Below are 13,626 nucleotides of genomic sequence, written 5' to 3'. Positions count from 1 at the left end.
AAAATACAGGGACGTGATTCATGAACGAAATTCAAAGCAAAATCAATGTTCGATCGGAAGATTTTAAAATCAACCAAGCCGCGATGCTTGCGTTAGTATATGATTTAAAACAAAAGGCACAAACCATTGCTTTAGGGGGCGGTGAAAAAGCCCGTCAAAAACATCTGGATCGTGGCAAATTACTCCCCCGTGAACGTATTGATCAATTAGTCGATGCAGGCACTGCATTTTTAGAAATTGGTCAGTTGGCTGCTTATCAAGTCTATGCTGATGATGTCCCTGCTGCGGGTGTAGTCGCAGGTATTGGTCAAGTGCATGGTGTCACCTGCATGATTGTAGCGAATGATGCAACGGTGAAAGGTGGAACCTATTATCCACTGACCGTAAAAAAACATTTAAGGGCGCAAGAAATCGCTGAACAGAACCATCTACCCTGTATTTATCTAGTCGATTCAGGTGGTGCATTTTTGCCGATGCAAGACGAAGTCTTCCCAGATCGTGATCATTTCGGGCGTATTTTCTATAATCAGGCACGTATGTCAAGCCAAGGTATTGCCCAAATTGCCGTAGTGATGGGAAGTTGTACCGCGGGTGGCGCCTATGTGCCTGCGATGTCCGATGAAACCATTATTGTGCGTAACCAAGGCACCATTTTCTTGGGCGGTCCTCCGCTAGTAAAAGCAGCAACCGGTGAAGTGGTCAGTTCTGAAGATTTAGGCGGAGGTGATGTGCATACCCGTCTTTCAGGCGTGGCGGATCATTTGGCCGAAAATGATGAACATGCGATTGCGATTGCGCGGAACATTGTGAAGAACCTCAACATCAAAGCGAATCCTCCGCTACAAGCCATTGAAGAACCGCTTTACGACCCTAAAGAGTTGTATGGCGTGATTCCAAGTGATGCGCGTAAACCTTTCGATATTCGTGAAATCATTGCACGTATTGTGGATGGTTCACGTTTAGATGAATTTAAAGCCCGTTTTGGCACCACCTTAATTACTGGTTTTGCAACACTATACGGCATGCCCGTCGGAATTATTGCCAATAACGGTATTCTATTTTCGGAATCTGCACAAAAAGGTGCGCATTTTATTGAACTGTGTACTCAGCGCAATATTCCGCTCATTTTCATTCAGAACATTACAGGCTTTATGGTCGGCCGTCAGTATGAAAATGAAGGCATCGCCAAAAATGGTGCCAAGCTGGTGATGGCGGTTGCGACTGCCAATGTACCTAAACTGACCTTAGTGGTTGGTGGTTCGTTTGGTGCGGGTAACTATGGCATGTGTGGTCGTGCCTACTCTCCTCGCTTCCTTTGGACTTGGCCAAATTCTCGTATTTCTGTGATGGGCGGTGAACAAGCCGCAAGTGTACTCTCCACTTTAAAACGTGACCAAATTGAAGCCCGTGGCGAAGCGTGGTCTGCGGAAGAAGAAGATCAATTCAAACAACCATTTCGAGATCAATTTGAAAAACAAGGTCATCCATACTATGCCTCGTCTCGCCTTTGGGATGATGGTGTGATTGATCCTGCTCAGTCTCGCCACGTGTTGGGCTTAAGTTTAGCTGCGGCGTTAAATGCTCCAATTCAACCGACCAAGTTCGGCGTGTTCCGCATGTAAGGAGTGACAGCATGACATACCAATATTTAGAACTCGAACAACGCGATCAAGTGGCAACGGTTTGGATCAATCGTGCAGAACTGCATAATGCATTTAATACGCAAGTGATTGAAGAATTGGATGCTTGTTTTACGGCCTTAAATAATCGAGACGATATTCGTGTGGTGATTTTGGCTGGACGCGGCAAAAGCTTTTCAGCAGGTGCAGACTTAAATTGGATGAAACAAGCAGGACAAGCATCTAAAGCGGATAATGAAGCGGATGCTTTAAAATTGGCGAAAATGTTGCAAAGCCTAGCGACGTTAAAACAACCAACCATTGCTCGTGTGCATGGCATCGCTTTTGGCGGTGGTATGGGTCTAGCCTCTGCCTGTGATATTTGTATAGCCAGTTTAGATGCAAAATTTGCAACATCCGAAGTTCGTTTAGGCTTAGCACCTTCAACTATTAGTCCTTATGTAATTCGTGCGATTGGTGCACGTCAGGCTTCTCGTTATTTCCTCACCGCAGAACGCATCAGTGCTGAACAAGCGCAAAACATCGGGCTCGTTCATGAAGTCAGTTCTCCAGAAGACTTAGATACTAAAGTCGATGAAATTGTACATGCATTACTATTAGGTGGCCCAGAAGCCCAAGCATCGTCTAAGCAATTGATTCAAATGGTCGATCAACAAGAACTTAACGAAGCTTTACTGCTAGAAACCGCCCAGCATATTGCCCATATTCGCCAAGGTGCTGAAGCTAAAAATGGCTTAAACGCATTTTTAAATAAACAAAGCCCAGACTGGATTAAGACTGCGGTTTAAGCGCATCAAAAAAATAAGGATATTGATTATGTTTAATAAAATTTTAATTGCGAACCGTGGTGAAATTGCTTGTCGTGTGATTCGCAGTGCAAAAAAACTCGGCATTGCAACCGTAGCAGTCTATTCAGATGCGGATGCAAATGCTCAACATGTCAAACTGGCTGATGAAGCGATTTATATTGGCGAATCCCCTGCATCACAAAGTTATTTACAAGCCGATCGTATTATTCAAGCGGCACTCGATACAGGCGCTGAAGCCATTCACCCAGGTTACGGTTTTTTATCTGAAAATGACAAATTCGCTGAAGCTTGTGAAAAAAACAACATCACTTTTATCGGGCCTCCTGTGGCTGCCATTTTAGCGATGGGGCTTAAAGCCACGTCTAAAACGCTGATGGAAAAAGCAGGTGTGCCACTTACACCCGGTTATCACGGTACAAATCAAGATGCGGATTTTTTAAAACAGCAAGCCGATGCAATTGGCTACCCTGTTCTGATTAAAGCCTCAGCCGGTGGCGGTGGTAAAGGTATGCGTTTGGTAAAACGCAGTGAAGATTTCCTCAGCTCACTTGCTTCATGTAAGAGTGAAGCCAAATCAAGTTTTGGCAATAATGATGTACTGATTGAACGCTATGTGATCAATCCACGTCATATTGAAGTGCAAGTGTTTGGTGACAAGCACGGTAACTATGTACATTTATTTGAGCGTGATTGTTCAGTACAACGCCGTCATCAAAAGGTTTTGGAAGAAGCCCCTGCGCCGAAAATGCAGGAAGCAAAATTAGAAGCGATGCGTGAGGCTGCGATCAATGCTGCGCGTGCTGTGGATTATGTCGGTGCAGGCACGATCGAGTTTATTGTTGAGCAAGACGGTACTGCCTACTTCATGGAAATGAATACGCGACTGCAAGTAGAACACCCAGTCACTGAAATGATTACACGACAAGACTTGGTGGAATGGCAACTGCGTGTCGCCTTTGGTGGGCCATTACCGAAGCAACAACATGAACTTCAAATTCATGGTCATGCGTTAGAAGCGCGTGTCTATGCAGAAGAGCCTGAAAAAGGCTTTATGCCTGCAATTGGTCAAATTAACTATCTCCATTATCCAACTCAAAATGCGTTTGTACGTGTCGACAGCGGCATTATTGAGGGCGATGAAATTACGACCTTCTACGATCCAATGATTGCGAAACTCATCGTTTGGGGTGAGAACCGTGAAGCCGCATTGGTACAGATGCATAATGCACTCAGCCAATTTCATGTAGAAGGCGTGGGTAATAACATCGCCTTTTTAGATCGTCTGGTGGCAAGTGAGTCATTCACTAACGCAAACTTGGATACCAATCTGATTCAACGTGAAGAAGATTATCTATTCAATACCACACAGCATACTTCGAACGAACTCATTGCTTCGGCAGCTTTAACTGAATTATTACTGCGTTTTACAAAAAACAAAGTAGCGAATAATGCAGTGTGGCAGGCAGATCCACTTTGGCGTAGCAATGTTCAAATTCGCTACCCTGTTAAATTTAGATTGGCTGATCAAGAGTTCAGTATTCGTTTAACTTCTCAAGGCGGCTCAATGAAACAACCACACTTCGTAGCGGAAGTGAATGGTGAACAGATTGAATTAGGGGGTGAACTGCTCAATAAAAACGCTGTGGTCATTACGTTAAATGGTAAAAAAGACAAATTGGCATTTAGCCAATCTGATAGTGCATTAACTATTTTTAAAAATGGTAAAACCTATGCCTTTAATTACATTCAAAACCATTATAACGCTGAAGAAGATCAAGGCTCAGCAGCTAACTTAAAAGCGCCAATGCCCGGTGCAATTACTCAAGTCTTTGTGACGGCAAACCAAAGCGTGAAAAAAGATGACGTATTACTTACCCTTGAAGCCATGAAAATGGAATATGCGATTCGTGCGCCGTTTGATGGTGTCGTGGTTGCTTCCTACTTCCAAAAAGGCGATCAAGTTAAAGCTGGCGATGAATTGGTTGAGTTCCAGGCGCTTGAGGAGGTTGCATGACGGTCTTATCTCACAAGCACAATCAAGATCAATCAGTCTCTAATTTTGTCAAAATCGTTGAAGTCGGTCCACGTGATGGGCTGCAAAATGAAAAGACACCATTGACCTTAGCTGATCGTAAAAACCTGATTTTAGATTTGATGAAAACGGGACTCAAAAATATTGAAGTCGGTTCATGTGTCTCAGCAAAATGGGTGCCACAAATGGCAGACAGTGATTTGCTATACACTCAATTACCTCAAGACCCTGAGGTTCAATTTAGCTTACTCACACCAAATCTAAAGGGATTTGAATCAGCACTCGCAGTGGGCTGTACTGAAGTTGCGGTGTTTACTGCAGCATCAGAAAGTTTTACCCGTAAAAATATCAATTGCACAATTGATGAAAGCTTTGAAAAGTTTGCCGATGTTTTGGCTTTAGCCAAAGCCAATAACATCAAAGTTCGTGGATATGTGTCTTGCATTGTCGACTGCCCTTATGAAGGTGTAATCGAACCACAAAAAGTCGCTTATGTGGCAAAACGCTTACTCGATATGGGCTGTTATGAAGTGTCTTTGGGTGAAACCATTGGGACTGCAACGCCAGATCGTGTCGAAAAGGTGTGGGATGCTTGCCTTGCTCAAATGGATAAGCAGTATCTGGCAGGGCATTTTCACAATACCTATGGCATGGCGATTGCCAATATTTATCAATCTTTAACACAAGGCATTCGAATTTTTGACTCATCCATTGCAGGACTTGGCGGTTGTCCTTATGCCAAAGGTGCATCAGGCAATGTCTCGACTGAAGATTTGTTTTATTTACTGTCGAAAATGGGTTATGAAACAGGTGTTGATGTCGATGCGCTCATGCTAGCATCACAAAATATTGGCCGAGTATTACAACGTCAAAATCCATCAAATTACGCCAATGCGTATTGGCAAACTCGCGGTACTGAAGATTTTAGACCAGTGAAATAAAAAACTTTTAAGCTTAATTTGGGTTATAGATCTGATTTGAAGTCTAAATACCCAATGAAGATAAGAAATCAACACCTAATGCTGAAAAGGTATTTGGCTAAAAAGTTAAAAAGAACTCAATGATTGAGAATGAGGTGTTTAATGACCAATAAAGTATATGTATCTGCTGAGGCAGCACTAAAAGGCATTGTTCAGGATGGACATACCCTTGCCGTTGGAGGCTTTGGTTTATGTGGTATTCCTGAGGCATTAATTTCAGCCTTAAAAGACACGGGTGCAAAGGATCTTACCTGTATTTCAAATAATGCTGGGGTTGATGGTTTCGGACTTGGTCTTTTGCTTGAAACCAAACAAATTAAAAAGATGATTGCGTCATATGTCGGTGAAAACAAAGAATTTGAACGCCAGTTTTTAAATGGTGAGCTTGAAGTTGAACTCACGCCTCAAGGCACATTGGCAGAAAAACTGCGTGCAGGCGGTGCGGGCATCCCTGCCTTCTTTACTCAAACAGGCGTCGGCACCCTCATCGCTGAAGGTAAAGAAGTCCGTGAATACCACGGTAAAGAATATATTTTAGAAGAATCTCTGACTGCCGACGTTGCCCTTGTGAAAGCCTACAAAGCAGATAAAGCAGGCAATTTAATCTTCCGTAAAACCGCACAAAATTTCAATCCTGTGTGTGCAATGGCGGGTAAAATTAGTATCGTAGAAGTAGAAGAAATCGTTGAGATTGGCGAACTTGATCCAGATGCGATTCATTTACCGGGCATTTATATTAATCGCATTGTGTTGAATGCAAATCCAGAAAAACGTATCGAACAAATGACGTTAAAGGCGGAGGCTTAAACCATGGCTTGGACAAGAAATGAAATGGCGCAGCGCGCAGCTTTAGAGCTTGAAGATGGCTTTTATGTGAATTTAGGCATTGGTTTACCGACCTTGGTCGCCAATTATATTCCTGACAATATCAATGTTTGGCTACAGTCTGAAAATGGTTTACTCGGTATTGGTGAATTCCCCACTGATGATACGGTCGATGCCGATTTGATTAATGCAGGTAAACAAACCGTCACCGCACGTCAAGGTGCATCATTTTTCTCAAGTGCAGACTCCTTTGCCATGATCCGTGGTGGTCATGTCAATATCGCAATTTTGGGTGCAATGGAAGTGTCTCAAACAGGCGATCTTGCCAACTGGATGATTCCAGGTAAGAAAGTCAAAGGTATGGGTGGTGCGATGGACTTGGTCGCAGGTGTGCAAAAAGTGGTGGTACTGATGGAACACTCGGCTAAGGATGGTACACCAAAAATTGTGGAGCAATGTGCTCTACCACTGACAGGTAAGGCTGTGGTTCATCGGGTCATTACTGACCTCGGTGTATTAGACATTACATCCGAAGGCGTAAAGCTGGTAGAACTTGCAACCGATGTCACTTTTGATGAGATTCAAAAAGTGACCGGTGTCACACTGATTCAATAGCTGAATATTCTTCAAAAATGCTCTATCGCTATGAGTGTGTTGAAATAGAATGTATAGAAGTAGAGCGCATTAAAATCATATTTTAAAACCTTAAAGCTCTAAGCGCTTTAAGGTTTTAACGCCTTAGGATTAAAAAAAACCAATAAAATCAAAGTAAAGAAAGTTTTAGCAAAACAAAAACGATTCAAATTAAACAATCTACACAGGAAGCAGAATTATGGATAATTCTCAAAATATCTTACAAAGATTTGCTTTAAAAGTCAGTGATTGGTCAGAGAAATGGTTTCCTGACTCCTACATCTTTGCTTTGTTGGGGGTCTTGATTGTCGCAATCTCGGCCATCGGGATCGGTGCACCGGTTCAAGATGTCGCCAATTCATTTGGAAATGGCTTTTGGAGTCTGATTCCATTTACCATGCAAATGTGTATGCTGATTATCGTCGGTTATGTCGTTTCAGTGTCTAAACCTGTTGAAATTTTAATCCAAAAAATGGCACGTATTCCAAATTCAGGACGTAGCGCGATTGTTTTGGTGGCAACTGTCAGTTTACTTATATCACTCATCAATTGGGCGATGAGCACGGTGCTGACTGCACTCTTGGTGATTGCACTGGCAAAGCGTAAAGAGCTCAATATGGACTACCGTGCCGCTGCTGCCGCTGCCATTATCGGGATGGGTGCAACTTGGGCACTTGGGATCAGTTCATCAGCAGCCCAGCTTCAAGCTAATAAAGCCAGCTTACCTGAACCGATTTATAATTTAACCGGTGTGATTCCGTTTACTGAAACCATTTTCCTGCCTCAGTCGATGATCATGACTGCGGTGCTCATTGTGGCTTCCATTGCGATTTGCTATTGGTCTGCCCCAAAAGGCAATAGCATTAAAACCATCGATCAGTTCGATATTCAGCTTGACCCAGAAAAAGAAGTGAAAGATGTAACAGCACCTAAACGGCCGGGAGATTGGTTAGAAAATTCGCCTATTTTAAGTATCTTAATTGTGGTTTTAGGGCTGCTGTGGATGTTTAATGAATTTGGTAAAAGTAATCCGATTATTGCCATTTCGAGTTTAAATACGTATAACTTTATTTTCCTGATGCTGGGTATTGCGCTGCATGGTACGCCACGTAATTTTTTAAATGCTGTGTCAAAAGCAGTCCCTGCGGTGTCTGGCGTACTGATCCAATTTCCACTGTATGGTAGTATTGCCTTTATCATGACCAATGCCATGAACAGTGCGGATCTGTCGCTGTCTCATTATATCGCTGATTTTTTTGTATCTATCGCCTCAAAAGAAACCTTTGCGATTGTCATGGGAATTTATTCTGCCATTTTGGGCTTTTTTATTCCTTCTGGCGGAGGGAAATGGATTATTGAAGCACCATATGTCATGCAAGCTGCGCAAGATTTAAAAGTACATCTGGGCTGGTCGGTACAGATTTATAATGCAGCTGAGGCGCTACCCAACTTAATCAATCCATTTTTCATGTTGCCCATGCTGGGCATTTTAAAGCTTAAGGCCAAGGACGTGATTGGATTCACGGTGACACAATTGGTTTTTCACATCCCATTGGTTTTATTTTTACTTTGGATCCTAGGCCGCACCTTAACGTATACGCCACCCGTATTTTAACACTTAAATTTTAAATACAAAAAAACCGCCTATTTAGGCGGTTTTTTAACATATATGAATACTAAAGGGCTAATAGTTTTAGCACACTCTAGACTCTAAACGGAACATTTCGTGAATACCTGTATAGAAACTACGTCCATCCAAATTAAGCTCAATTTCTACGCCTGATTGAAGTAATACTTTTTTACCTACTTCAACCCATTCGAACCCTTCACGGGTACTTTGCATTTTTTTTGATGGAACAACAGATACTAAAATTTCACGACCATTTACAGCTTTTGCAATTACATTTTCGAATTTAATCAACATTTACACCAATAATATACGACGATACAAATTCCAAAATTAGAATTTATAAAAAAACATTTCATTACGAATTAGAGATCAATATTTAAAGAGAAGATATTTAAATTTGTCTTATTGTTCAACAACAGCAATATTTCATTTTCATTTCAATGGCATACATCACGTAAAACCACTTTCAACATTAATTTAAAGCTTAAAACAACTATACATTGACCATTCTATACCAATTCCAACCTTAAACACTTTATTTAAGATTGGTAGCGGGAGCTGGATTTGAACCAACGACCTTCGGGTTATGAGCCCGACGAGCTACCAGACTGCTCCATCCCGCATCAATAGAGTCTTTATACGCCTACCACTGAAAAAAAGCAACTTATAGGTCAAAGATAGCATTCAAATGGATATAAATCACACAATTCGACTATTTATATAGATATTCATCGCAATTTTGAGTTTTAGTCTCATTGCAAAAAACACTAAGCAAATATCTGTTAAGTCGTTTCGTTGCATCCGTGAGTGGTTTATTTTTTAGTGATTTAAGCTTATATTCATCCCTCATGATAGTGATGTTACTCACCTCTTCTGTATGATTTAGGATTTTTGAATTTGCGTACTCTAGCTACAATCAGTTTTGCTCTCTTCAGCACTCTCAGTATAGGCAGCATGATTAACACGGTGAGTCATGCAAATTCTACCTTTTTAAGCGCAGATCAAGCATTTCAATTTTCCTCAGAATCCTTATCCAAAGAATCCATACAATTAAAATGGGATATCGCTCCGCATTATTATCTTTATCACGATCAGTTTATTGTTCAAACGCAAAATCAGAAACTCAAGCTTAAGCTTAAGCTTCCTGCAGGGGAACAAAAACAAGATCCTACTTTTGGTCTGACTGAAGTCCATTATAATCAAGTCACAGCTGAGTTGAGCGTACAGCCCAATACTGAATATCAAGTTCAGTGGCAAGGTTGTTCGAAAGATGGTCTATGTTATCCCTTACAACGGCAAACTCTAGTGACAGACCGAGAGGGTTTAATTCCACAATCGAATCCATCTCGCTTAAATAATGCATTAAACCCTTTAAGTTCTGGTTCATTGTCGAATAGTGCTCAGTTAACTTCAACGACCTCAGCCACTGAGTTAACCACACAAGATCAGCAAGCCTTTAATAAAGACTTTAGCGAGCCCAATAAAAACACTTACGCAATTGACGACATATCATCATTACAATGGAATGATGATCGCTCATTTTTCAATTTACTTACTGAAGATTCCTTATTTTTAAATTTGCTCATTTTCTTTGGTTTGGGGATTTTACTGGCATTTCTACCCTGCTCATTACCTTTGATTCCTATTTTATCGACACTCATCATTCAACGTCAGTCTGGTTTGAAAGCCGCGGCGGTTGCGGCAAACTTTATTGTCAGTATGGCTTTGGTCTATAGTTTAATGGGCATTGTGGTTGCAGAGATTGGTTATAGTTTTCAGCGCTGGTTTCAAAGCCCACTTGTTTTGTCTATATTTGCCGCTATGTTTGTTATTTTTGCATTGAATTTATTTGGGCTGTTTAACCTTTCCCTTCCCCATGCCTTCACGCAAAAACTCAATCAATTTCAGAATCGACAGCAAGCCGGTACTTTTATTGGTACCGTGATTATGGGTGCACTTTCTGCGCTGATCATTGGTCCATGTATGAGTGCGCCGCTTGCGGGTGCACTGCTGTTTGTGTCACAAAGTCAAAGTGCGTTTCTAGGCGGATTGTATTTATTTATTTTGGGTTTGGGTTTAGGACTTCCCTTATTTATTGCTAGTGTATTTGGCTCACGTCTTCTGCCTAAGCCAGGCACGTGGATGAACCATCTGAAAGTGGGTTTTGGCTTCATGATGTTGGACATGGCGATTTATTTTATTCAGCCTTTACTGAGTAATATGCTGTATTACGCCTTAATTGCTTTGGTTTTCCTCAGTTTAACGATCTATTTAATTAAAATGTTGATTCAATCTCAGACTTTATTTTTGAAGATTCTTTTCGGTATTTTGATCTGTATGAGTTTGATTTCAAGTATTTGGTATGCTCAGCAAAGCTATCAAAACACGCAAATTCAAAAAAATGACGTCAATCAGCTGATATGGAAAAGAGTCAGCACGCCCGATGAACTTGAACTCGCTTTAGCTGAGGCGAAGCGCTTGGGTCAATCTAGCCTGATTGATGTCTATGCAGATTGGTGTGTAGCTTGCCAACCGATTGAAAAAGAAGTCTTTCCAAGGTCTGATGTTCAAACGGCTTTAAAAGATGTCTATCTGATTAAACTCGACTTGTCTCAATATGATGCATCACAAGATGTCATCTTAAAGAAATATGAAATTTTAGGACCGCCGACTTTATTGTTTATGAGCCCTCAAGCTCAAGAAATGAGAGCCCTTAGGCTTACAGGCACATTTAAAGCTGATTCACTATTGGAGCAGATGAGTCGTTCAAAAAATGAGCGTTGATTTAAAACATAACTCTCATGCGGCTTGTTGAGCGTTTAATCTGAAAACTCGGATAATATATGCTCCACAAACCATCTTGGATACTGTTTATTTAATACTTCAGCCGACTCAATTTCAGCCAGAAATGACGCAATCTGACCGTTACTGGAGTTATCAAAAAAGTAACTTCGGTCACTATGTTCAATTTGCCGACATTAACAAGCTTAAACTTCGATGATAACGCTCTACAATCTTATGCTCTGGCACAATATGTCCACCCGTTTGCACCCGTCCAATATTAATCTGTGGATCAACGGTCGCCACATAATATAAATAGGTTCTAAAGCCTTGGGCTTGAGCCTGTGCTAGGAAATCAATCTTGCTCTGATGGGACATGACCGTTTCGAAAGTAAAACTGATTTTAAGACCAAGAAACTTGAAACGGATATAATCAATAATTCGCGCTGCTAAGTCGATTACGTCAAATTGAAGCGTATTTGAGTGACCTACAATAGTGTGTGCGCTGAGTAAAGGCGTAGTTATACCATCTTTGAGCTTGCTTTTAGATTTTAAGAAGTGAAGTAATGCTGGTGCAGATAGAGATGAATGATAGGTTTTTAGATCGAGCCGTTGATTCACTCTCAGCTGCTGCTCTAAATCATCAGCATTTAAATATATGCCAATCTGATGCGGCAATAAATATCGAATAATGGTGCTTTTTCCAGATCCGTTTGGACCTGCGAACATTCGAATGCGGGGGTGGAGCAACGCTTAAGCCATAGCAGTCGATTTTCTTTTACGCTTTAATGCATCCTGCTTCAAAGTCGGGGTGCTATAGGCATTTTGCAGACCTTTTAGAACGATTACATCGCCATTTTCTAATTTTTTTAAAAGTTGATTATTTTCTGCATACACAACTGTTTCATGGGTTTTAGAGGCATGTTTAAAAGCCTGATGAAATGCATGAACGGCAAGCATCGGAATTTGGGCTTCTTCAAGTACTGTTGTTTTTATGGTCACGAATGTTGACATAATCACCTCTTTAGCATCTCAAAAGATGCAGATCTATCTTAGCAAAATTAGGTGTATTGTCTAATAATACAACAACAGGTGAAATATTGGCACATAAAAAAGCCACTCTACAGAGTGGCTTTTAATGGTTTAGAACCAATTCATCAAGGAAACACCTAAGCCCACATAAGTGGCACGGTGATTATAATCAATCAAGCTTTCACCGTAGCCATCAAATAGCTGGAAGTGACCACGCAACTTACCACTGATTGGAAATGCCCAGTCAAACTGTACAGCACCATGAGAGTCATCACCACCTTTTAAGGAGTGACGTAACATCAGTGAAAATTCATGATCATTCCAGCGATAGAATGAAGTTAAGTCACCACGACCAACATAATTTTTAATGTCAGGGTTGTTGTCATCTTTAGCATCTTCTTCAATACGATACCAAGGACGGATCATCATCGCGAAGTTACCACGCTCTAAGCCCACATTGAGCATCACACGGTTCCAACTACGTGACAGCGGATCTGAACGGCCATTAGATTGATGGTTAAAGGTTAGCCCTAATAAACGTCCATTTAAACCGAGCAACTCATAATTGGTACGAAACACCAAACTTGCTTCTGGCTCATAGTTAGTTTCACGAAAAGGACGCGATTCTTCTTCATTATAAACCTGCCAACGTGACGACTGAGTATAACCCAACCACACATCGCCATTATCACCAATCAGATTTTCCAGTGCTTTGGTCTTTAATGAAAGCTGAAATTTAGCTTCCATTGATTTTAAATTTTGATCTGCAGGAAGTGAATTCTTTTCATTCGGACTTTCAGGTTGCTCATTTTTATCTGATGTCCAAAAACCTGGCAACAAATACACAGGCTCATGCGCACGAATGTTCCATGTGCCAAGCTTACTGTCTGCCGCCAATTCCCATCGTTTATCTAACAATGAAGTATTTGGCGTGATTTTTGGCCCTTCCACAGTAAACAGTGTATCTACTTTCTGCTCAATTTTAGCTTTCAAGGTTTCAGGCGCTGCAACTGATTTTTCAATCTCATTGGCTGCTTGTTTATCTGACACCAGCATTGGACGCTGGGCATCTGGCGCTTTAAACAAAACATCATAACATGCCAAACGATCTGCATTGGACTCTAAAGCCGCACATGCCTCAGCCGTGGACGGATTTGCAGGCATTCCATCTACAGCAAATGCACTATTCACACCCCAAAAACTGAGCACTGTTAAGATGCTCAGTTTTAATGGAGTACGTTCAATGAGTTTGAACGTCATAAAA

The 13,626-nt window shown here is 41.3% G+C and carries 11 protein-coding genes, 1 tRNA gene and 1 pseudogene; 8 read left to right on the top strand and 5 right to left on the bottom strand.

What is annotated here, in order from left to right; translation table 11 throughout:
- Nucleotides 1-20 precede the first annotated feature (20 nt).
- The 7 genes from AMD27_RS07625 (at nt 21) to AMD27_RS07595 (ending at nt 8,534) form a co-directional block, all read left to right on the top strand.
- On the top strand, nt 21-1,622 hold the full coding sequence (locus tag AMD27_RS07625; RefSeq protein ID WP_067658514.1) for a carboxyl transferase domain-containing protein: 1,602 nt from the start codon (nt 21-23) through the stop codon (nt 1,620-1,622).
- Nucleotides 1,623-1,633: 11 nt separating this feature from the next.
- On the top strand, nt 1,634-2,428 hold the full coding sequence (locus AMD27_RS07620) for an enoyl-CoA hydratase/isomerase family protein (protein WP_067658511.1): 795 nt from the start codon (nt 1,634-1,636) through the stop codon (nt 2,426-2,428).
- 28 nt (nt 2,429-2,456) lie between these two features.
- The gene (locus AMD27_RS07615; RefSeq protein WP_067658508.1) at nt 2,457-4,463 is read left to right on the top strand and encodes an acetyl/propionyl/methylcrotonyl-CoA carboxylase subunit alpha; all 2,007 of its coding nucleotides are present in this window, start codon (nt 2,457-2,459) and stop codon (nt 4,461-4,463) included.
- The gene (locus tag AMD27_RS07610; RefSeq protein WP_067658505.1) at nt 4,460-5,422 is read left to right on the top strand and encodes a hydroxymethylglutaryl-CoA lyase; all 963 of its coding nucleotides are present in this window, start codon (nt 4,460-4,462) and stop codon (nt 5,420-5,422) included. The genes AMD27_RS07615 and AMD27_RS07610 overlap by 4 nt, the downstream gene beginning before the upstream one ends.
- Nucleotides 5,423-5,563: 141 nt before the next feature.
- The gene (locus tag AMD27_RS07605; protein WP_067658502.1) at nt 5,564-6,268 is read left to right on the top strand and encodes a CoA transferase subunit A; all 705 of its coding nucleotides are present in this window, start codon (nt 5,564-5,566) and stop codon (nt 6,266-6,268) included.
- 3 nt (nt 6,269-6,271) lie between these two features.
- Nucleotides 6,272-6,901 carry a CoA transferase subunit B gene (locus AMD27_RS07600; RefSeq protein ID WP_067658499.1) on the top strand — a complete coding sequence of 210 codons (630 nt, stop codon included), beginning with the start codon at nt 6,272-6,274 and terminating at the stop codon, nt 6,899-6,901.
- Between the two features lie 217 nt (nt 6,902-7,118).
- Complete coding sequence (locus tag AMD27_RS07595) at nt 7,119-8,534, top strand: short-chain fatty acid transporter (RefSeq protein ID WP_067658496.1); 1,416 nt, start codon at nt 7,119-7,121, stop codon at nt 8,532-8,534.
- Between the two features lie 78 nt (nt 8,535-8,612).
- Here the strand turns inward: AMD27_RS07595 and AMD27_RS07590 are convergent, their stop codons facing one another.
- Nucleotides 8,613-8,840: a hypothetical protein gene (locus AMD27_RS07590; protein ID WP_067662874.1), complete on the bottom strand. Its 228-nt coding sequence runs from the start codon at nt 8,838-8,840 to the stop codon at nt 8,613-8,615.
- Nucleotides 8,841-9,095: 255 nt separating this feature from the next.
- A tRNA-Met gene (locus AMD27_RS07585) sits at nt 9,096-9,172 on the bottom strand.
- Between the two features lie 274 nt (nt 9,173-9,446).
- On the opposite strand from AMD27_RS07585, the gene dsbD reads away from it, so the two are divergent.
- On the top strand, nt 9,447-11,333 hold the full coding sequence (gene dsbD, locus AMD27_RS07580; protein ID WP_150115762.1) for a protein-disulfide reductase DsbD: 1,887 nt from the start codon (nt 9,447-9,449) through the stop codon (nt 11,331-11,333).
- Nucleotides 11,334-11,368: 35 nt separating this feature from the next.
- Here the strand turns inward: dsbD and AMD27_RS07575 are convergent.
- The 3 genes and pseudogenes from AMD27_RS07575 to AMD27_RS07565 form a co-directional block, all read right to left on the bottom strand.
- A pseudogene (locus tag AMD27_RS07575) lies at nt 11,369-12,059 on the bottom strand (zeta toxin).
- Nucleotides 12,060-12,083: 24 nt separating this feature from the next.
- Nucleotides 12,084-12,344, bottom strand: coding sequence for a hypothetical protein (locus AMD27_RS07570; protein WP_067658490.1), 261 nt, complete (start codon nt 12,342-12,344; stop codon nt 12,084-12,086).
- A 129-nt stretch (nt 12,345-12,473) separates the two neighbouring features.
- Nucleotides 12,474-13,622, bottom strand: coding sequence for a phospholipase A (locus AMD27_RS07565; RefSeq protein ID WP_067658486.1), 1,149 nt, complete (start codon nt 13,620-13,622; stop codon nt 12,474-12,476).
- Nucleotides 13,623-13,626: the final 4 nt, after the last annotated feature.

This window comes from Acinetobacter sp. TGL-Y2, from assembly GCF_001612555.1.
Classification (GTDB): domain Bacteria; phylum Pseudomonadota; class Gammaproteobacteria; order Pseudomonadales; family Moraxellaceae; genus Acinetobacter.
This window is presented reverse-complemented; position numbering and strand designations above follow the sequence as displayed.

Bases quoted from the DNA above. Each gene is read 5' to 3' on its own strand.
- AMD27_RS07625 (WP_067658514.1), top strand. From the start codon at position 21: ATGAACGAAATTCAAAGCAAAATCAATGTTCGATCGGAAGATTTTAAA.
- AMD27_RS07620 (WP_067658511.1), top strand. From the start codon at position 1,634: ATGACATACCAATATTTAGAACTCGAACAACGCGATCAAGTGGCAACG.
- AMD27_RS07615 (WP_067658508.1), top strand. From the start codon at position 2,457: ATGTTTAATAAAATTTTAATTGCGAACCGTGGTGAAATTGCTTGTCGT.
- AMD27_RS07610 (WP_067658505.1), top strand. From the start codon at position 4,460: ATGACGGTCTTATCTCACAAGCACAATCAAGATCAATCAGTCTCTAAT.
- AMD27_RS07605 (WP_067658502.1), top strand. From the start codon at position 5,564: ATGACCAATAAAGTATATGTATCTGCTGAGGCAGCACTAAAAGGCATT.
- AMD27_RS07600 (WP_067658499.1), top strand. From the start codon at position 6,272: ATGGCTTGGACAAGAAATGAAATGGCGCAGCGCGCAGCTTTAGAGCTT.
- AMD27_RS07595 (WP_067658496.1), top strand. From the start codon at position 7,119: ATGGATAATTCTCAAAATATCTTACAAAGATTTGCTTTAAAAGTCAGT.
- AMD27_RS07570 (WP_067658490.1), bottom strand. From the start codon at position 12,344: ATGTCAACATTCGTGACCATAAAAACAACAGTACTTGAAGAAGCCCAA.
- AMD27_RS07565 (WP_067658486.1), bottom strand. From the start codon at position 13,622: ATGACGTTCAAACTCATTGAACGTACTCCATTAAAACTGAGCATCTTA.